Annotated in this window: 23 protein-coding genes; 11 read left to right on the forward strand and 12 right to left on the reverse strand. The window is 69.3% G+C overall.

What is annotated here, in order from left to right; genetic code table 11:
- Positions 1-96: 96 nt before the first annotated feature.
- The 5 genes from H4W80_RS13580 to H4W80_RS13600 form a co-directional block, all read right to left on the reverse strand.
- The gene (locus tag H4W80_RS13580) at positions 97-582 is read right to left on the reverse strand and encodes an SRPBCC family protein (RefSeq protein WP_192785423.1); all 486 of its coding nucleotides are present in this window, start codon (positions 580-582) and stop codon (positions 97-99) included.
- Positions 583-622: 40 nt separating this feature from the next.
- A complete protein-coding gene (locus H4W80_RS13585) occupies positions 623-1,243 on the reverse strand; it encodes a hypothetical protein (RefSeq protein ID WP_192785424.1) in 621 nt (206 codons plus the stop codon).
- Positions 1,243-1,731, reverse strand: a complete 489-nt coding sequence (locus tag H4W80_RS13590) for a hypothetical protein (RefSeq protein ID WP_192785425.1) — start codon at positions 1,729-1,731, stop codon at positions 1,243-1,245. Before H4W80_RS13590 ends, H4W80_RS13585 begins: the two co-directional genes overlap by 1 nt.
- An 80-nt stretch (positions 1,732-1,811) precedes the next feature.
- Complete coding sequence (locus H4W80_RS13595; protein WP_192785426.1) at positions 1,812-2,483, reverse strand: response regulator transcription factor; 672 nt, start codon at positions 2,481-2,483, stop codon at positions 1,812-1,814.
- On the reverse strand, positions 2,480-3,757 hold the full coding sequence (locus H4W80_RS13600) for a sensor histidine kinase (RefSeq protein WP_192785427.1): 1,278 nt from the start codon (positions 3,755-3,757) through the stop codon (positions 2,480-2,482). Before H4W80_RS13600 ends, H4W80_RS13595 begins: the two co-directional genes overlap by 4 nt.
- A 173-nt stretch (positions 3,758-3,930) precedes the next feature.
- Between H4W80_RS13600 and H4W80_RS13605 the strand changes: the two genes are divergently transcribed.
- The 4 genes from H4W80_RS13605 (at position 3,931) to H4W80_RS13620 (ending at position 7,895) form a co-directional block, all read left to right on the forward strand.
- Positions 3,931-5,484, forward strand: coding sequence for an endonuclease/exonuclease/phosphatase family protein (locus H4W80_RS13605; RefSeq protein WP_192785428.1), 1,554 nt, complete (start codon positions 3,931-3,933; stop codon positions 5,482-5,484).
- A 321-nt stretch (positions 5,485-5,805) separates the two neighbouring features.
- Positions 5,806-6,579 carry a class I SAM-dependent methyltransferase gene (locus H4W80_RS13610; protein WP_192785429.1) on the forward strand — a complete coding sequence of 258 codons (774 nt, stop codon included), beginning with the start codon at positions 5,806-5,808 and terminating at the stop codon, positions 6,577-6,579.
- A 61-nt stretch (positions 6,580-6,640) separates the two neighbouring features.
- Positions 6,641-7,393, forward strand: coding sequence for a P-loop NTPase fold protein (locus H4W80_RS13615; RefSeq protein WP_318787613.1), 753 nt, complete (start codon positions 6,641-6,643; stop codon positions 7,391-7,393).
- 22 nt (positions 7,394-7,415) lie between these two features.
- Positions 7,416-7,895, forward strand: a complete 480-nt coding sequence (locus H4W80_RS13620) for a hypothetical protein (RefSeq protein WP_192785431.1) — start codon at positions 7,416-7,418, stop codon at positions 7,893-7,895.
- 158 nt (positions 7,896-8,053) lie between these two features.
- Here H4W80_RS13620 and H4W80_RS13625 read toward each other — a convergent pair whose 3' ends face one another.
- The 3 genes from H4W80_RS13625 to H4W80_RS13635 all read right to left on the reverse strand — a co-directional run bounded on the left by H4W80_RS13625 (position 8,054) and on the right by H4W80_RS13635 (position 10,490).
- Positions 8,054-8,584: a GNAT family N-acetyltransferase gene (locus tag H4W80_RS13625; RefSeq protein WP_192785432.1), complete on the reverse strand. Its 531-nt coding sequence runs from the start codon at positions 8,582-8,584 to the stop codon at positions 8,054-8,056.
- Between the two features lie 386 nt (positions 8,585-8,970).
- Complete coding sequence (locus tag H4W80_RS13630; RefSeq protein ID WP_318786851.1) at positions 8,971-9,474, reverse strand: LysE family translocator; 504 nt, start codon at positions 9,472-9,474, stop codon at positions 8,971-8,973.
- A gap of 80 nt (positions 9,475-9,554) precedes the next feature.
- Positions 9,555-10,490 carry a LysR substrate-binding domain-containing protein gene (locus tag H4W80_RS13635; RefSeq protein WP_225963419.1) on the reverse strand — a complete coding sequence of 312 codons (936 nt, stop codon included), beginning with the start codon at positions 10,488-10,490 and terminating at the stop codon, positions 9,555-9,557.
- A 171-nt stretch (positions 10,491-10,661) separates the two neighbouring features.
- Between H4W80_RS13635 and H4W80_RS13640 the strand changes: the two genes are divergently transcribed.
- From H4W80_RS13640 to H4W80_RS13665, 6 genes are all read left to right on the forward strand, one after another.
- Positions 10,662-11,216: an NAD(P)-binding domain-containing protein gene (locus H4W80_RS13640; RefSeq protein ID WP_192785434.1), complete on the forward strand. Its 555-nt coding sequence runs from the start codon at positions 10,662-10,664 to the stop codon at positions 11,214-11,216.
- Positions 11,217-11,259: 43 nt separating this feature from the next.
- Positions 11,260-11,922 (forward strand): hydrolase, encoded by a 663-nt coding sequence (locus H4W80_RS13645; protein ID WP_192785435.1) that lies wholly within the window; start codon positions 11,260-11,262, stop codon positions 11,920-11,922.
- 284 nt (positions 11,923-12,206) lie between these two features.
- Positions 12,207-13,277, forward strand: a complete 1,071-nt coding sequence (locus H4W80_RS13650; RefSeq protein ID WP_225963420.1) for an LLM class flavin-dependent oxidoreductase — start codon at positions 12,207-12,209, stop codon at positions 13,275-13,277.
- Positions 13,274-13,981, forward strand: a complete 708-nt coding sequence (locus tag H4W80_RS13655) for an NADPH-dependent F420 reductase (protein WP_192785436.1) — start codon at positions 13,274-13,276, stop codon at positions 13,979-13,981. Before H4W80_RS13650 ends, H4W80_RS13655 begins: the two co-directional genes overlap by 4 nt.
- Before the next feature lie 16 nt (positions 13,982-13,997).
- Positions 13,998-14,138, forward strand: coding sequence for a hypothetical protein (locus H4W80_RS13660; protein WP_192785437.1), 141 nt, complete (start codon positions 13,998-14,000; stop codon positions 14,136-14,138).
- Positions 14,139-14,239: 101 nt separating this feature from the next.
- Entirely contained in the window at positions 14,240-15,082 is an 843-nt protein-coding gene (locus H4W80_RS13665) for an alpha/beta fold hydrolase (protein ID WP_192785438.1), read from the forward strand.
- On the opposite strand, the gene H4W80_RS60650 is transcribed toward H4W80_RS13665, so the two are convergent.
- Positions 15,072-15,401 carry a hypothetical protein gene (locus tag H4W80_RS60650; protein WP_225963421.1) on the reverse strand — a complete coding sequence of 110 codons (330 nt, stop codon included), beginning with the start codon at positions 15,399-15,401 and terminating at the stop codon, positions 15,072-15,074. The two genes, H4W80_RS13665 and H4W80_RS60650, sit on opposite strands and share 11 nt — an antisense overlap.
- A gap of 140 nt (positions 15,402-15,541) precedes the next feature.
- Between H4W80_RS60650 and H4W80_RS13675 the strand changes: the two genes are divergently transcribed.
- Entirely contained in the window at positions 15,542-15,934 is a 393-nt protein-coding gene (locus H4W80_RS13675) for an ester cyclase (protein ID WP_192785439.1), read from the forward strand.
- Positions 15,935-16,157: 223 nt separating this feature from the next.
- Here H4W80_RS13675 and H4W80_RS13680 read toward each other — a convergent pair whose 3' ends face one another.
- The 3 genes from H4W80_RS13680 to H4W80_RS62665 form a co-directional block, all read right to left on the reverse strand.
- Entirely contained in the window at positions 16,158-17,342 is a 1,185-nt protein-coding gene (locus H4W80_RS13680) for a low temperature requirement protein A (protein WP_225963422.1), read from the reverse strand.
- A gap of 74 nt (positions 17,343-17,416) precedes the next feature.
- Positions 17,417-17,758 carry a GNAT family N-acetyltransferase gene (locus H4W80_RS13685; protein WP_192785440.1) on the reverse strand — a complete coding sequence of 114 codons (342 nt, stop codon included), beginning with the start codon at positions 17,756-17,758 and terminating at the stop codon, positions 17,417-17,419.
- Between the two features lie 288 nt (positions 17,759-18,046).
- A complete protein-coding gene (locus H4W80_RS62665; RefSeq protein WP_318787614.1) occupies positions 18,047-18,280 on the reverse strand; it encodes an NAD(P)H-binding protein in 234 nt (77 codons plus the stop codon).
- Between the last annotated feature and the right edge of the window lie 3 nt (positions 18,281-18,283).

Below are 18,283 nucleotides of genomic sequence, written 5' to 3' on the forward strand. Positions count from 1 at the left end.
CACGACATCACCGCATCCGGCCAGGCCCCGCGCAGTACGCGTGCTCCGAGCTCCGCACGACACCACCGGGTCCGCCCTGGCCTCATGCGGGCCGGTTCAGCTGTCGTCGCGTGCGGCTCCGGCCGGGCCGAACAGGTGGCCGAGCCGGTCCAGGAACTGCTCCCAGCCGGCCTTGGCGCCATCGGCGTGCGCCTGGTCGGTGTTGACGCCGGCCTGGTGAAACTCCAGCCGGGTCACCTCATCGACAGCGGTCAGGGTCACCGTCACCACCGATGCCGGAAGGCCGTCGGTGTTGTTGGGGTCCCCCGTGGTAAGCACCAGGCGCGCGGGCCGGTCCACCTCCCAGTACGAGCCCGACAACGGCGCCTCGTTCCCCTCCGGCGAGACCAGGAGCGCCGACCACTGCCCGCCCGGGCGCACGTCGAGCGACACGGTGGCCTCCGGCGTGGTGAAGCCGTGCGGCCCGAACCACCGCGACAAACGCGCCGGCTCCGTCCAGGCCGCGAACACCTCCTCCGGCGCCGCCGAGTACACCCGGCTCAGCGTGGTCTCCGCGGTGATGGGGTTGGTCACGGCGTTCATTCACTTCTCCTTCGAAGACGATGATCGGTAATCGCGCCGGTCAGGCGCGTGGTGTGACGACCGGGTGGTCCCGGTCGCCGCGTTTCGCCGTGCCGAGCGTCAGCCCGGCCAGGTGGATCGCGAGGTAGGCGACGGGCAGGAGCAGCAGCAGGTCCGCCAGATGGGCGACAGCCGGTTCGCGCGGGATGCGGCTGAGCGGGAAGGCCAGCGCCCCCGCGCACAGCAGCACGCCGACGGCGACCGGCACCACCCGGATCCGCGCCAGCACCGCGCCGAGGGCCAGCATGGACAGGGGGAACAGCAATCCGGCGATCCAGAACGCGAAATACGCCGCGAACGGGTGCTCGCCGAGCAGCCGCACCGCCTCGACGTGATCGGTGCGGAGGAGCTCCTCGTGCATGCCCTGCACACCGAAGGTGACCCCGCCGACGCAGCCGTACATGGCCGGCGGATAGGCGATGGCCGTGTACCGCGGCGCGTACGGCTCGATCGAGCGGAACACCGCCGTCAGGCCGACGATCCAGCACACCGTCGCCAGGACGATGAGCGTCCCGGTGTCGACTCCCTGGTAGCCGTCTCTCCAGAAGAACGTCGAAACGCCCTGGAACATGGGCGCGGCGACGAGACAACCGGCCGCGACGAGCCTGCGCGGGCGGTCCATCAGCCCTCCCTCGAGACGTTCAGGCGGTGCGCGACCCAGCGGATCGCGCCGGACGCGATTCCGGCGAGCACCGACGCCTGGTACACGACGACCGCTCGTCCCAAGCCGTCCTGGAACACCGACTCGGACAGCGGCTCCCCGGTGAGGATGACGATCCGCAGCAGGACGATGACACACCAGCAGGCCACCGCCGGGATCGCCGCGACGGCGAACGGGCGGACCAGCAGCCGCCACGTCCATGCGCCGGCACCGGCGCCCGCTGCCAGCACCACCCCGCCGACCAGGAAGAACAGCACGGCCGCCATGTTGGTGGCGCTGGCCAGCGCGATGCCGCGGAGCGGCGTGCCCGCGTACAGCAGCAGCATCAGCGCCAGGCCGGCGCCGCCGGCGATCCCGGAAGAGCGCCAGGGCCAACGGCTCAGCAGCTGTGTCACCCCTGTGCCGGGCAGTTGTCGCGATCGTCTTGTGGTGGAATTCGTCCCCGTCATGGTGTCAACGCTAGGGATCAACGGGTGCGGCGCCATCGGCTCAGCGCCGCGCCCGCCGTACCGCGTTCGCGGTGCCGCGACTACCGCGACCGCGGTATGCCGGCCAGGCCCGACTGGTAGGCGATGACCACCAGCTGCGCGCGGTCGCGTGCCTCCAGCTTCGCCATCGCCCGGTTGACGTGCGTCTTGGCGGTCGCGGGGCTCATGCCGAGCCGGTCGCCGATCTCCTGGTTGGACAGGCCGTCGGCGACCAGCGCGACGACCTCACGTTCGCGATCGGTCAGCGTGGCCAGACGCTCCAGCGGCACGCCGCGGCTTCCGGGCCGGCCGGCGAACGCGCTGATGAGCCGGCGGGTCACGCTCGGCGCGAGGAGGGCGTCGCCGCGGGCTATGAGACGTACGGCCCGGCGCAGCTCCTCAGGGGCGACGTCCTTGAGAAGGAAGCCGCTGGCTCCGGCCCGCAAGGCGGCGAAGACGTACTCATCGAGGTCGAACGTGGTGAGCATGAGCACCCTGACGCCGGGGAGCCGCGCGTCGCCGACGATGCGCGCGGTGGCGGCCACGCCGTCGGTGCCCGGCATGCGCACGTCCATCAGCACCACATCAGGCCGATGCGCCCGGGCCAGCGCGATGGCCTCGTCGCCGTCGGCCGCGTCGCCCACGACCTCGATGTCGTCGGTCCGTTCCAGCAGCACCCGAAAGCCGGCGCGGACCAGCGTCTGGTCGTCGGCCAGCAGCACCCGAATCGTCATGTTCCGACCGCCACGGGGAGCCAGGCGCGTACCCGGAAGCCGGCGCCGCCCTCGACCGGCCCGGCGTCGAGCCGGCCACCGACGCTCGCCGCCCGTTCGGCCATGCCGCGCAGCCCGTTGCCACCGGTACTGCCGCCGGCGTCACCACCGGAGACGCCGGAGAGTCCCACGACGCCGGAGACGCCGGACGGGACGTCGCCCGGCGGGCGCGCGACGCCGCGGCCGTCGTCGCGGATCTCCAGCGCCAGCCCCGCCGAGCGGAACTCGACCGTGATGTCGACCCGGGTCGCACGGGCATGGCGCAGCGCGTTCGTCATCGACTCCTGCACAATCCGATAGGCGGTGGTCTCCAGCAGCCGTGGCAGCGTGAGACGGTCGCCGACGTAGGTGATCTCGACTCGCGGCCCGGCCGCGCCATGCACGGCGGCGAGATGCTCCAGCCGTTCCAGCCCGTACGCCGGCTCCGGAACGTGCGGCGGCCCGTCCGCGGGAGTCCGCAGCAGGCCGACCGCCGCCCGTAGCTCTCCCATCGCCTCTCGGCACGCCGTACGCACCAGCTCCACCGCCTGACCCGCCCGCTCCGGCTCGTCGCCGATGAGCTCGGCGGCCACGTTGGCCTGCACGGCGACGACCGCCAGCGTGCTCGCCGACACGTCATGCAGCTCCCTGGCGATCCGCAGCCGCTCGTCGGCGAGGAGCTGCGCGGCGGCCCGCTCCTTCTCGGCGGCCAGGAGCGCCAGGCGCGCCTCGTGCTCCGCGCGCCACGCCCGGCGGCTGCGCACCGCGTCCCCGAGCAGCAGCGCGGCCAGAAACAGCACCGTCGAACCGTCCAGCACCGCGTCGAACAGCCAGGCGCCGGTGTCCGCGGTGCGGGCGAGCGCGTCGCACACCAGCAGCCCTCCGGCCACCGCCAGGCCGGCCCGCCGCCGGGCCGCCACCGCGACCGAGTACAGCGCGATCCACACGGGCACGGCGGGCTCCCCGCCGGGGTAGTCGAGGACGTGGTACGCCAGCCAGAGCAGCACGACACCGCTCAAGGTCATCGTGGGGCACCGCCGCCGGGCCAGTAACAGGATCGACATCGCCACGCCGATCCCGTACGCGATCAGGTCCGGTGCCTGATCGCCCACCTCCCGCACGCCCCAGCCGATCCGGTAGACCGTCGCGACACCGGCGAAGGCGGACAGCAGGACGTCCATCGCCGCCGGTGGCAGATCGGCCGCCAGCCGGCGCAGCCTCCCCCATGGGATCCTCCGGTCGCCGCCTGCCCGCACGCCGATCAGCGTACGTGATCAAGCAGACCGGGACCAGACGAGCGGGGTGTCCGCGGCGACCTCACGCGTCGGCACTCGGGGTTTCCTCCGGCCGCCGACGGTCTGCCACGGCTCGTTCACGCGATCGTCACCAGCTTGGCCAACGCTGCAGGAGGTCCATCAAGGAGGCGCGAATGCGTTGGCTCAAGTCGCTCGTCGTGGCGATGTTCGTCCTGTTCATTGGCGTGATCCCGGCGTCGGCGTCGCCGACCCCGGACGGGACGCTGACCCTCGCCGCGCCGACCGTGCGTCGTGGCGAGCCGATCAAAGCGTCCTACACCACGCCCCGCCCAGCCCCGACCAACTGGCTCGGCCTCTACACCGACCCGGGCGACGGGCCGGTGGACGAGAAGTTCGTCGGTCCCTCGGTGCGCTGGACCTACATCGCCGGGGGAAGCGGTGAGGCCACGCTGCCGACCGACGGGCTGGAGCCGGGCAATTACCTCGTCTTCGCCCTGGCGCAGGACGGCTACCGGTGGCTCGCCGCCCCGGTGAAGGTCCGGATCGTCAGCGACGCGCCGCTGCACTTCATCACCGACGCCTTCAAGCTGCGCAACGCCCGCGCGCTCGCCCCGTACCAGGCGAGGGTGGGCGGCCTCGTGCGCGGGGACACCGACGGGCTCACCTTCCGCAAGCTCAGCGGGCCGCGGTGGATCAGCGTGTCGGCCGACGGCGAGGTCACCGGGACGCCGCGCCCGCCCGACTCGCTGCGTTCGACGCCCCTGCGCGTCGAGGCGCGCAACGCGCGGGCCGAGACCAGCACGGCGACGGTCGCCATCGACGTCCGCCGGCCGGGCCAGGACCTGGTGCCCGAGCTCAAGGCGATGAGCTTCAACCTGTGGCACAGCGGCAGCCAGGTCGACGACGGCCGGGAGAAGGAGCTGCGGTTCCTGCTCCGGTCCGATGTGGACGTCGTGGGCCTCCAGGAGACCTCGGCCGTCTCCACCCGGGAGCTGGCCGAAGCGCTGGGCTGGGACTATCACCAGTCGGGCACCGACATCGGCGTGATCAGCCGGTACCCGATCACCGAACGCAAGGAGCCGGTGGCCGGCGGCCCGCTGTCGGTGGCGACGAAGGTCCGGGTACGGATCGGTGAACGCCAGGACGTCGTGGTGTGGAACGTCCACCTCGGCTACAACCCGTACGGCCCGTACGACACGTGCTTCGGCAAGCTGACGCAGGAACAGCTGCTGGCCAACGAGGAGCGCTCCGGCCGCACGCCCCAGATCAAGGCCGTGTTGCGGGAGATGGAACCGGACCTGGCCGCGGCGCGGCGCACGCCGGTGCTGCTGACGGGCGACTTCAACGCCCCGTCCCACCTGGACTGGACCGAGGCCACGCGCCGGTGCGGTTACACCTCGGTCCCGTGGCCGACCTCGGTGCTGCCCACGCAGGCGGGGCTGCGGGACTCCTACCGGGTGGCCCACCCGAACCCGGTGACCGCGCCGGGCGTCACCTGGTCGCCGATCTATCCGGTGTTCACCGGCGGTTACGGGTACGACCCGCACAAGGGCGAGCCCGAGCCGCAGGACCGGATCGACTTCGTCTACTACGCGGGCCCGCTCCGCGTGACCGACTCCAGGGCCCTGGTCGAGGGCACGCCGACGGCCGTCCCCGACCACCGCGGCAACGCCTGGTCCTCGGACCACGCCGCCGTACTCACCACGTTCCGCACGTCCCGGCTCTGACCGCCCGACGGGCGCAGGATCGACCGCCGCACCCTGCGGGGTGCGGCGGGACGTGGCCCGAGGGAACGCGGGGCGAAGCGGCGCGTAACCAGTGGCGTTGTAGCGCTCCACCACCGGCCCCGAGACCCCGGGCAGCCCGGGCGGCACGCAACCGGCTCAGGAGATCCACGCCGTCGGGCTGCGTCGACAACTCGGCGGGGCGCTTCGGCCGATGGATCGCCAAGCGCCAGGCTCGGCGTCCAGGCAGCTCATGGCACTCGGCTCCCCACCGCATGAGAATATCCTTTAAGCCGACATGCCGACCGGGGTAGATTCGGCAGTGTGCTGAAGCGCATCAACTACGACGACCGACAGCACCTGGTGTACGCGCGCGGCCGAGCGCTGCCCCCCGACGTCGTCGCCGCCTGGATGGCGGAGTTCGCCCGGCACTCGCCGTCCCGGCGGCCGCTCACGGTCCTGGACCTGGGCAGCGGCACCGGCCGGTTCTCCCCGGCCCTGGCCGACGCCTTCGGCGGCCCGGTGTACGGCGTTGAGCCCTCCGCCCGGATGCGTCAGGTGGCCACGACCACCGCCGCTCACCCGTCGGTCGGCTATCTTCAGGGCTCCGCCGAGAAGATCCCGCTGCCGGACGACCACTGCGACCTGGCCCTGCTCTACCTGGTGATCCACCACATCCAAGACCTGCCGGCGGCGGCCCCGGAGATCGCCCGCGTGCTGGCCCCGGGTGGTCGGCTGTTCATCCGCAACGCCTTCGCCGACCGGATGCAGGACCCGCTGTGGCACCGCTGGTTCCCCCGCGCCCGGATCATCGAGGAAGAGCTCTTCCCCACGGTCGCCGAAGTCGTGGACGCCTTCGCCACGGTCGGCTTGCGCCCTGTCTCCCTCACCTCGATTCGGCACCGGCTGGCAGCCAGTCGCACCGACTACGCAGCACGACTGCGGCTGCGCGCCAGCTCGGTCTTCGACCAGATGACCGAGCAGGAAATCGCCGAGGGATTCGCCGCCATGGACGCGGACCTCGACGCGCATCCCGGCACCGGCCCGGTCGAGGAAGACTGCGATCTGCTCACCCTGGCGGTCCCCCTGGAGGCGTGAGGCTCAGCGGTCCCGGGCCGATGAGGCCGGCTGGGCCGGTCGAGCGTGGCACCGTGCACCCATCGCGACAGTGATCGCGCTACGGCTGGTGGAGACACACCTCACGCAAGCGGGAACGTCTTTCCTGCTGCATGTGGACGGTCCGTGGGGCAGCGGCAAGAGCAGCCTGCTGAACCTGGTGGAAGAGCGGGTCGCACCGTACTTCCAGGTGGTCAGGTTCGACGCGTGGCAGCAGTCCCGGCTGGCGCCCGCTTGGTGGTCGCTCTTGACGGCACTGCGCTCGGAGATAACGCGCAGCCGCCCGCAGTGGCGGCGGCCGTTCGTACGCATCAGGGAGTCGGCCACACGGATCCGGCGCACCGGTTCGCCCTATGCGTTGGCGTTCGTGCTCGTGGCCATCGTCGCCGTCCTGCTGGGTTACCTACTGTGGCCGCGGCAGCCCGCGCCGCTGGACTGGCAGCAGCTGGCCAAGACCGTCACGGCCCTGTTCGCCGCGCTCGGCACGCTGGGCGCCGGAGCCATCCTCGCGGCCCGGCTGTTCCTGTGGGACTCGGCACGCGGTGCCCGGCTCTTCGAGCAGACCCAGGCCAACCCGATGGCCGATATCTCCGCCCGCTTCCGCTGGCTGCTCAACCGATCGGAGAAACCGGTCGCATTCTTCATCGACGATCTCGACCGGTGCGACCAGAAGTACGTGGTGGAGTTACTCGACACTATCCAGACGATGGTCCGCGACATGGGCGGCGCGCAGCAGCGTCCGCCTGCTGAGCGCGCCGCCTACTTCGTCGTCGCCGCCGACGGCCAGCGCGGATGAGGGGCCCCGCAGGCGCCGCAGGGTGCCGCAGACCGACGGAGGCCTACAAGAACGGCTGCGGCAGTTCGAGGAGGGACGTGCTCAATCAGCGGTCGCGGCCCTGTCGGTCGCCGCCGCGGAACGCCGCCGGACCGAGCACACTCTGCGGAAGTTCGCGCCCGTGCTGGGCGACAACCCGCGAGCGGTGAAGAAGTTCCTCAACACCCACAGCGTGCTGCGCTCCATTCGGTTTCTGGAGGATGTGCACGTGGATCCGGACGCCTTGGCCTTGTGGAGCCTGATAACGGTCCGCTGGCCGAACATCGCCCACCACCTGGCGGCATGCCCGGAGGCCGTGGCCGGAATCCGTGATCCCCTATGGTGTCCGGACCACTTCCCTGAACCGCTCCGCTCGGCCGCGACCTCGGCCGACCTGCGCGCCGTGGTCACCTCTCCTGATGGGGGACCGCTGACACCTGACCTCATCCGCCAGTGCTGCGGTGCCTCCGCCGCGCCGTGCTAGCTCTTGAGAGGGCGTTACGCACGTTGATGCCCCTTCCGTCGCTGACGCTCGGGATGGCGTGCTGGTCAAGGGCCTTCGACCGTTCGAACGCCTCATCCACGACCTGCCACGATCGTGAAGATCACCAACAGCATCAGGGGAAGCGTCAGATGGCCCCATCACGTGGCCGGGGGCCGCAGGCCGAGCCACTGCTCGGCGTCCCAGGCCTGGAACCGCTCGACCTCGGTGAACCCCAGCTTTGCCGCGAGGCGCATCGAGCCGACGTTGGCGCTCTGGGTGGTGAGCACCACCGGCTCGCCGGGAAGGACGCCGTCAAACCAGTCGAGTGCCGCCGCGCATGCCTCTGCGGCATACCCTTGCCCCCAGGCCTGCGGCAGGAACAGGTAACCGAGATCGGCCTTCCCCACAGCAGCCGGGCGACGGTGCCCAGCTGCTCTCCTGAGCAGGATCTGGCCGATCATCGCCCCGTCGAGCTCGACGACGAAGCTTCCGGGCCATCGCTCGGGCACCTCGGGCATCTCGCGCTCAAGCTCGTCACGCGGGCGGGGGCCGCCGAGGTAGGTGTGCACCTCTGGCGAGGCGAGCAGCTCGATGAACGTTGTACGGTCCCGCGCCTCGGGCTCACGGAGCACGAGCCGCTCGGTCCGGATCAGCTCAGGCGGCCAAGCCACATGTCCCAGATCTGACATGCGCGCAGGCTAACGACCCTGCCGGACGACGTTCAACGTGGGCATGAACGCGGGGCTCACCGGCCGAGCCATGGGCGCGGCCGGGTGAACAATCCCGGCCCGGTCTCGACGAGGATGCCGCGGCCGGCCAGGCGTTCGAGTTTGGCCTCGTGCCCCACGCTTGAACTGGGCGAGCGATTCGCCGGGCTGACCTTCGCCGCAGGGGGACCGTCCGAGGTGTGAGGCGCCCGGCCGGGATGCGGGAAAACGGGCACCCACCCTGGTTGAGAGGGCCCGCCGACGGCCTCCGAGCCGGGCTGATCGACGCCCTGACCCACCTGTGCGCGCAAACGTGGGGACCAGCGGTCGGGCCGCGGGTAGCTGCGGCTATCGGCTCGCCACGTCCTCTACCGCGAGCAGCCCGGCGAGCCCGAGGAAGCAGATGCCGCTGCCGAGATCGATCCTGCCGCGGGTCCCGGCTCGCCGGCGAACTGGGGCAGCAGCGCGGCGAACAGCAGCAGCGCCTTGGGGTTGCTGATCGCGACGACGAACTCGTTACCGACCAGCGGCCACACGCCCCCTCCACTCGGTGCGGGTGGTGCCTCCGCGCCCGACAGCGCCTGCCGCGCCTGCCGCGCCTGCCACAGGCTGGAGATCCCGAGCCAGGCGAGATAGCCGACCCCCACCCACTTGATCACGGTGAGCGCTGTGGCCGAGGCAGCCAGCGTGGCGCCGAGCCCGGCCACGACCAGCCCGACGAGTACGACGAACGCGGCCAGACGCCCGCCGATGCCGGCGAGCGCGGCCATGGTGCCGTGCCGCACGGCGTTGCTCAAACCGAGGAGTTGGTTCGCCCCGGGGATGAGGGACACGAGCAGGGCTGCGGGTACGAAACCGACCCAGTTGATCACGACTGTCTCCTGAGCTTGACCTTCGATCTCGGTCGGTGCGGTCCATGGCCGTGGTGGTGGCGGGGCCGCGTCTTCACGCGTCACGTCATGGGGTTGCGTAGCCATTTGTTGCGTTCAGCGCAACGTCGGGCGGTGTCGACGACGCTCGCAATGGCCGGTGACGGATCGTTCGCGGGCCACAGCACGAAGAGTTCTGCCATGATCAGCGGATCGACGACGTCACGGACAACAATGCCGGGGCTGGTCTTCGCGGCGTGCTCAGCGAACGATGTCGGGGCCAAGCTGACCTCGCGTCCGCTGGAGAGCCGGGCGAGCATGGCGTTCACCGGTGGTTCGTCGAACGCGCAGATATCGGGTGAGAAGCCCGCCTCGTGGCACGCGGCGACGATGGCGTCGTAGTACGCCGGGGCGTGGTGGCGGGCGAACAGCAGCAGCGTCTCGTCGCGGAGGGCCGTCACCGGGATCCTCGGTGCGTCAGCGAGGCGGTGGCGAGCGCTGAGGACCGCGGAGACGGGCTCTTCGCGGAGGAGCTCGCCATCTACCCCGTCGAGGGGCTGCGGTGAGAGAGCGAGACCGGCGTCCAGGTCGCCGGCACGGAGACGTTCGGGAATCTCGGCGCTGAAGAACTCTCGAGCGTCGACCATGACGTCGGGATGGTCTTCCCGGAGAGTGTCCAGGAGCGCCGTGAGCGTGTCGAAGCTTGTCACCGGTGTGTAGCCCAGCCGAACCGTCGTCGCGATCCCTGCCCCGGCCAGCCGGGTGAGCTGCACGGCTTGCTCCAGCGCGGCCAGCGCTTTCGGCGCCTCGCGAGCCAGTGTCCGGCCCGCGGAGGTGAGCTGCACGCTACGGCTCGAACGCACGAACAGCGGGGTTCCGAGGGTCTCCTCGAGCTTGCGGATCTGATGACTCAGGGATGGCTGAGCGATGTAGAGACGCGTGGCCGCGCGACCGAAGTGGAGTTCCTCGGCTACGGCCATGAAGTAGCGGAGGACACGGGGGCTGACATCGATAGACAAATCCTACCGCTGGAGGTCCGGACAAGTCTTGGACGCCCGCCGGATGGCCGCCGTAGTGTCGTTCTCACGACGCGGGAGACGGTCCAACGTGCCCCCGTCGAGCCTGGTCGGAGCCGGTTTCGGTTCGCGTGACCGGCCGACGAACCACCTCAGCCTCGCAAGGAATGAAGCATGAACATCACCGTGATCGGACGAGGCAACGTCGGCGGCGGGCTGGCCGGCCTGTGGGAACGTGCCGGGCACCAGGTGACGCGGCTGGGGCGTGGAGGCGGCAATGTCGGCACCGCGGACGCGGTACTGCTCGCCGTCCCGGGAACCGCCGTGGAGGTGGCGCTGTCATCCGTCGTCGGGCTCGAGGGCAAGACAGTGCTCGACGCCACGAACCTCTACGGCGGCGCCCGGCCTCCGGCCGGGTTCTCCTCCAACGCCCAGTACGTCAAGTCGGTGACGGGCGGGCCGACGGCGAAGGCGTTCAGCACCAACTTCGCCTCTCTCCTCGGGCAGGTCGCCGATGCCCGTGTACGGCCGAGCAACCTGTGGTCCGGTGACGACGAAGTCCAGGGCGTTGTCAGGCAGCTCAGTCTCGACGCCGGATACGAGGCGGTCCGCCTTGGCGACCTGGGCATGGCCGCCACGCAGGAAGGCCTGGCCGACCCGATGTTCGCGATCGCGCAGTCCGGACTCGGCCAGTTCGTCTACCGGCTGGCATCACCCGAACAGCTCTGACTCTGACCATCGAACGTTCAACCCATCGCGCAGAAGGAACACAGTGACGCGCACCGCAAAGACCGGACTCGAGGCACTGCTCACCCCCGAGGAGAGCGTCCTGGTGCTCATCGACCACCAGCCCTACCAGTTCACCAATCTCAACAGCCATGAACCAACCATGATCGTCAACAACGTGGTCGGCCTCGCCAAGGTCGCCAAGGTGTTCGACGTCCCCACTGTGCTGACCACGGTGATCGAAGAACGTGGCGGTTACCTCATCAAGGCTCTCCAGGACGTGTTCCCGGACCAGAAACCGATCAACCGCACGTACATCAACACCTGGGAAGACCGTCGTGTCGTCGACGTCGTGGAGAAGACGGGGCGCAAGAAGCTGATCATCGCCGGGCTGTGGACGGAGATCTGCGTCGCCATGCCCGCCATCCAGGCGCTGGGTGAGGGCTACGACGTCTTCGTCGTCACCGACGCCTGCGGCGGGGTCAGTGCCGAGGCGCACGACATGGCGGTGCGCCGCATGGAGCAGGCCGGCGTGGTGCCCATCACCTGGATGGCGGTGTCCGGCGAGTGGCAGCGCGACTGGGCCCGTGAGTCGACGGCCAACGCGCTCGGGCCGGTGCTCCAGGAGCACGGCGGCGCCAGCGGGATCGCGTTCGCCTGGGAGCTGCAACTGCTGGCCACACCCACCACCGATGGAGCTGGTGTGTAGCGCCGACGGACGCTGAGCCGGAGGCGAGCCTGGGGCACGTGGCGTGCCCCAGGCCGCCTCAGTGCGGTCACATTCGGAATCGGGGGCGAGTGGGAGCATCCCCGCGTCATCCAGGTGCGATTCCAGAGCGTCACCGACGCCGGTCCGGAGCAATTCGATCACTCGTACACGCAGGTCGTCGTCGCCCCGGCCGAAATACATTTCAGGCGATTTCCGCTACCCCTACCTCTCGTGAATCTCGCACCGTCGCGCACGGGCACAACGAAAGCTCTGAGGAAGTTGCCATGATGGACGTTTCGAAGATCGAGTTCGGTATCGACAGCTTCGGGGACCGGCCCCGTGACAATCGGGGTGAGGTCGTCTCGCACGCGCAGGCGATCCGCGCCGCGGTGACCGAGGCCGTGCTGGCCGATCAGGTCGGCATCGACGTGGTCGCGTTGGGGGAGCACCACCGGCCGGAGTTCGCGATCTCCAGCCCGGAGACGGTGCTGGCCGGCATCGCGACCGCCACGAAGCGCATTCGGCTCGCCTCAGGTGTCACGGTGCTGTCCTCGGACGACCCGGTGCGGGTCTTCCAACGGTTCGCGACCGTGGACGCGCTCTCCAGCGGCCGGGCGGAGGTGATCCTCGGACGTGGTTCGTTCACCGAGTCGTTCCCGCTGTTCGGGTATGACCTGAAGGACTACGAGGTGCTGTTCGAGGAGAAGATCGACCTGTTCCACCGGCTCCTGGACGAGACACCGGTCACCTGGGAGGGCACCACCCGGGCCGCCCTGAATGACGCGGACGTGTACCCGAAGACCGATTCGGGACGGCTCAGCACCTGGGTGGGAGTCGGTGGGTCACCGCAGTCCGTGCTCCGTACCGCCCACTACGGGTTCCGGCTCATGCTCGCCATCATCGGCGGCGCCCCCGCCCGGTTCGCTCCCTACGTGGATCTTTACCGGCGGGCGAACCAGGAGCTCGGCACCACCGCACAGCCGGTCGGGATGCACTCGCCCGGCTTCGTCGCCGCCACCGACGAAGAAGCCAAAGAGCTGTTCTACCCCGGGTACCGGGAGATCCGCGACCGGATCGGGGCGCTGCGCGGCTGGCCACCGCTTCGCCGGGAGGAGTTCGACGCCGAGGTGGGGCGCGGGTCGCTGTATGTCGGTTCGGTCGAGACGGTCGCGAACAAGATCGCCCACGCGATCCGGGTGCTGGATGCGGGCCGGTTCGACATGATCTACTCCGCCGCGGGCACCGTTTCAGCCACCGCCCGGCTACGTTCGGTCGAACTGTACGGCACCCAGGTCATCCCCCGGGTCCGCGAGCTGCTGGCCGAACAGCCCGCCGTCACGGCGGCGACACGATGACCACCCCCGTGGCCACCATCGGGATCCTGGGGGCCGGGAAGGTCGGCACCGTCCTGGCGCGCCTGGCGGTCGCCGCCGGCTACCGGGTTCTGATCTCCGGCTCCGGTGACCCCGCGAAGATCGCGCTGACCACCGAGGTGCTCACCCCTGGCGCGACCGCCGCGTGGCCGGCCGAGGCCGCGCAAGCCGCGGACGTGGTGATCCTCGCTCTCCCGCTCGGCAAACTCCGCAACCTCCCGGTCCCGGCGTTGCGGGGGAAGCTGGTCGTGGATGCGATGAACCACTGGTGGGAAATCGATGGTCCCCGCGACACGATCGTCCCGCCGGGTACGTCCTCGAGCGAAGTCGTGCAGCAGTTCCTGACGGGCGCGCGAGTGGTGAAAGCCTTCAACCACATGGGCTATCACGACCTCGAAGACGGGGCTCGCCCATCCGGCCACCTCGGGCGCAAGGCGATCGCGATCGCCGGTGACTCACCCGAGGATCTCACCGCCGTGTCAGAGTTGATCGACACACTTGGGTTCGACCCACTCGCCATCGGTGACCTCGCGGCGGGTGCCCGGCTCGAGCCCGGCACCCCTGCCTTCGGAGCCAACGTCGACGCCGAGCAGCTTCGCGCGCTCACCACTACCCCTGCTCCGGCCACTGAACCGTCTCTGGCCTATTCACAAAAAGGACAGCCAGATGACTCAGGGATCAGTTGACAACAGCGGTGCATCCGTGACGGTCAGGCTCGAGGTCGCCAGCCCGATCAGCTCCTACACGGTGAACCTCGCCAATGAATCACCCGTCGGCAGGGTCGACTTCGTCGACTTTCCCGAGGAAGACGATGACCGGATATTTTCCACACCATGGCGATGAATTCGCCGCGAATGGCGGTGTCTTCCGCCAGCCGGCACCTGCCGACATCACACTGGTCACGCGCGCCAGCGTTGGGCTGGTCAGCACCGAAAGGGAAGACCATGGGATACATCACCGTTGGGAACGAGAACAGCACGCCGGTCGAGCTGTATTACGAGGACCAGGGATCGGGTCAACCGGTCGTCCTCATCCACGGCTACCCGCTGAACGGGCACAGCTGGGAGCGTCAGACGCGCGAGCTCCTCGCGTCCGGGTACCGGGTCATCACTTACGACCGTCGCGGATTCGGGCAGTCGTCGAAGGTCGGCTCCGGATATGACTACGACACGTTCGCCGCGGACCTGAACACGGTCCTGGAGACCCTGGACCTGCGCGATGTGGTGCTGGTCGGCTTCTCGATGGGCACCGGGGAACTGGCCCGGTACGTGGCACGCTACGGGCATGAGCGAGTAGCGAAGCTCGCGTTCCTCGCCTCGCTCGAACCGTTCCTCGTCGCCCGCGACGACAACCCCGAGGGGGTCCCACAGGAGGTGTTCGACGGCATCTCCGCGGCCGCGAAGGGCGACCGGTACGCCTGGTTCACGCGGTTCTACTCGGACTTCTACAACCTGGACGAGAACCTCGGCTCCCGGATCAGCCAGGAGGCCGTCACCGCCAGCTGGAACGTCGCGATCGGCAGCGCCCCGGTCGCCGCGTACGCGGTCGTCCCGTCCTGGATCGAGGACTTCCGCGGTGACGTCGAGGCGGTGCGCGCCAGTGGCAAGCCGGCGCTGATCCTGCACGGCACCAAGGACAACATCCTCCCCATCGACGCCACCGGGCGTCGCTTCCACGCGGCGTTCCCCGAGGCCGACTATGTCGAGATCGAAGGCGCCCCGCACGGTCTGCTCTGGACCCACGCCGACGAGGTGAACACCGCACTGAACACATTCCTCAACACGTAGGACCTCCACCGATGATCTCGGTGGTCGGACCGCTCCGGATCTGGCGGTTGAAGATGATCTCCACGTTGTGCGGAATCGAGGTCTCCCACCAGTAGCCGGCGTCCCGGTCGGTATCGGTGAACGGCAGCGGCAGCCTGGAAAGCCGGCGTTGTACGAACACGTTGATCACGCCCGGGCCGAGCCGGTCGCAGATCGCCTGCAACACGGTCGGATCGTCGGTGGTGGCGAACCCGTTGGACAGCTCGGTGAAGCCGATCCCGGCCTGGGCCCGATCACCGTGCGGGCCGGAGCAGGCCACTGGATCCCGAAAGCCGAGCACCGAGCACTCCTTCTGGACGATACGTAAGGAATTGCGGACTCCGCATCATTGATCGTACTCGGCTGCTCCCGCAGTATCGATGTCGCAGGTGAACCATGAGTACACGAGAACAGCCCGGACACCGGGCGAGAAAGGCAGTCATGTCCGACTTCAACATGCGCGAGTTCTACGACCGCTACTGCGAGGCGCTCAACGCGCATGAGTTCGACCGCATGGACGAGTTCGTCAACGAGTCCATCCTCTCGCACGGCGAGCCGGCCACTCGCGCGGACGTCGTCGCGGCGCTCAAGGGCATCACCGACGCAGTTCCCGACTTCCACTGGGAGATCAAGGAAGTGGCGATCAACGGTGAAACTCTGGCCTGCCACTCCGTCAACCACGGCACCCCCACCAAGGAATGGCTCGGGGTGGCTCCCACGGGCGCTCCGATCGAGATCGACGAGTTCGCCATCTACCGGATCCGCGACGGGAAGTTCGTGCAGATGTCGGCCGTTCACGACGCTGAGGCCCTGAAGAAGCAGCTCGCGGGCTGATCCAGTCGGGGCTCAGGCAGGCCACGCAGAGCCCGCCGCATGCTCAAGCTCGCCCAGCGTGCGCCCGGCCACGCCATCGCCGCGAACGGCCGGTATCGAAGGCTACGTCTCGATGGTCTTCGCCGCCGGCGCGACGGTCGTCTGCGAGGTGCCCGGTAGGCCGACGCCGACGTCGCGCTCGGGGGCGCCGATCAGGCCGATGGCTCCCGATCATGCGGTCAGGTCAAGAAGCCGGTCCACAACCGGTCTGCGCCGGTGGCTGCAGGACTAGGACAACGACGACGAGCACGAGGACCACGGCGGTCAGCGTGACGGGAACCGCGATGAGCGGGTCGCACAGGACCAGAACTGCGGCCAGCGGGACGGCTGTGTTGACGAGCCGGTCGGCGTGGTCTCGGATTGCGATCCACCAGGTGCCTGCCAGGAAGATCGCGACCGGGACGGTCACGGCGAAGGAGGCGGTCGGGTTGCTGAGCTCGCTGTGCCCGGTCAGGACGTCGATCTCGACCTCGATGCCCGCGGAGAACGCACCGGCGGCGGCGAACACGAAGTAGTGGACGTAGCCGTAGCGCAGCGACCCGCCGAAGCTGGTGATGGACCGGTGGTGGGGCGGCCAGAAGTAGATCCACCACAGGGCGGCGGTCGCGACGAAGGTGAGCGCGCCGATCGAGATCAGCCGTCCGAGGGCTTCGGCGTCGTGGACGGCCTCGATGATCGCGTTGGAGGAGGCGAGCAGGCTCTCGCCGAGCAGGATGAGCGTGAACAGGCCGTAGCGCTCGGTGATGTGGTGGGGGTGCCACGGGGTGGTGCCGCGCCTCTGGGCGATGACCGGGATCGCGACTTCGACGCCGATGAGCAGGACCAGCGAGATCAGGCCTGGTACTTCGGGCAGTGTCAGCTGCAGGAGCCAGAGGACCTGGACCGCCGCGATTCCCCCGGCGTAGACCTGGGCGGTGCGGCGGATGGACGCGTCAGTGCGTGCAGCGCGCAGCCACTGGGCGACCATGGCCAGGCGCATGACCACAAAGCCGAGGATCGGCAGAGTGTAGTCCGCGTCGGTGAAGGCCGGCTCGATCCCGGTGGCCAGCACGAGCACGCCGGCCATCTGGACGATGGTCAGCGCGCGGTAGAGCCAGTCGTCGGTGTCGAAGGAGGTGGCGAACCAGGTGAAGTTCATCCAGGCCCACCAGATCCCGAAGAACACCAGACCGTAGGCGACCAGGCCATCGAGGACGTGCCCCTGGGTCAGGGAGTGGTGAAGTTGGACGGAGGCGATGCTTACCGCGACGACGAAGACGAGGTCGAAGAACAGCTCGAGCATGCTGGCCGACCGGCCCTGCTCGTGCGGGTCGCGGGGTGCCATCGGGATGAGGCGGAACCTGCTCGCCGAGGACGGAGGCGTGGTCATCGTCGTGCTGTCCTTCCTGCCGCAAGCGTGAGGGGCATCATGGCGGCTGGCTCTGATGTGCGCTTGTGCTCGGTTCAGCGCAGAGCGCGCAGGTGCTCGGGTCTCACGGGGTCGGTGGCGTCGTCGAAGTCGTGGTGTCTGGACAGCCACTTCTTTACGTAGGGGCAGACGGCCACGATGCGGTGCCCCGCCTGGACGCTGGTGCTCAGTGCGGTGCGAGTAAGAATGCCAGCGAGACCGCGGCCTTCGAATTCGTCGAAGACCACGGTGTGGTAGAAGATCCGCTGTGGTACCGGTGCCGCTCCGAGATCCTTGTACATGGAGAACCCGGCATGGGCGCCCTCGACGAGGATGTCGAAGCGGCCCTTCTCGGGGTTGTCGCGAACGGTGACGCCCTGCTGGTTCTGATCATTCATCGCTGTTGTCCTCTCGGTCGTTGGCGGGTTCTGATCTCGGCGCTGAAAGGCCCGGGTCAAGGAGGCGCGCGGTGGAATCGGCCGGAACGGACCGAGGTCTGGCCGGTGCGGATCAGATGCCACCCGTTCCAGGAGCCGCCCCCTGTCGCTGGTCGTCACGTGTCGGCGCATCGGGTTGACCGTCGTCGAGCGACGTGATGATGCGTGCGGGGGTGGCGCGGCGCACGCTCGGCCAGCTCGCTGACAGAGAGGACCTCGATGTCCGCGCCGGCGAGAGTCTGGCTCGTCTCAGCGGATGTTGCGTCGCACCGCCTCCGGAATCGGGGTGTCCCCGGTGTTGAGCTCGAGGATCTGGCGGCCGATCCGCGGCTCGTGTATCAGGGCGGCCAGGGTCTCGGCGACATCCGCGCGGGGGATCTGGCCGTGGAGTTCCGCTGGACCGAGCGACACGACGCCGGTCCCGGGATCGTCGGTGAGCGGAGACGGGCGCAAGATCAGCCAGTCCAGGCCGCTGCGGGCCACGAC

It is taken from the genome of Nonomuraea angiospora (assembly GCF_014873145.1).
Lineage (GTDB): Bacteria > Actinomycetota > Actinomycetes > Streptosporangiales > Streptosporangiaceae > Nonomuraea > Nonomuraea angiospora.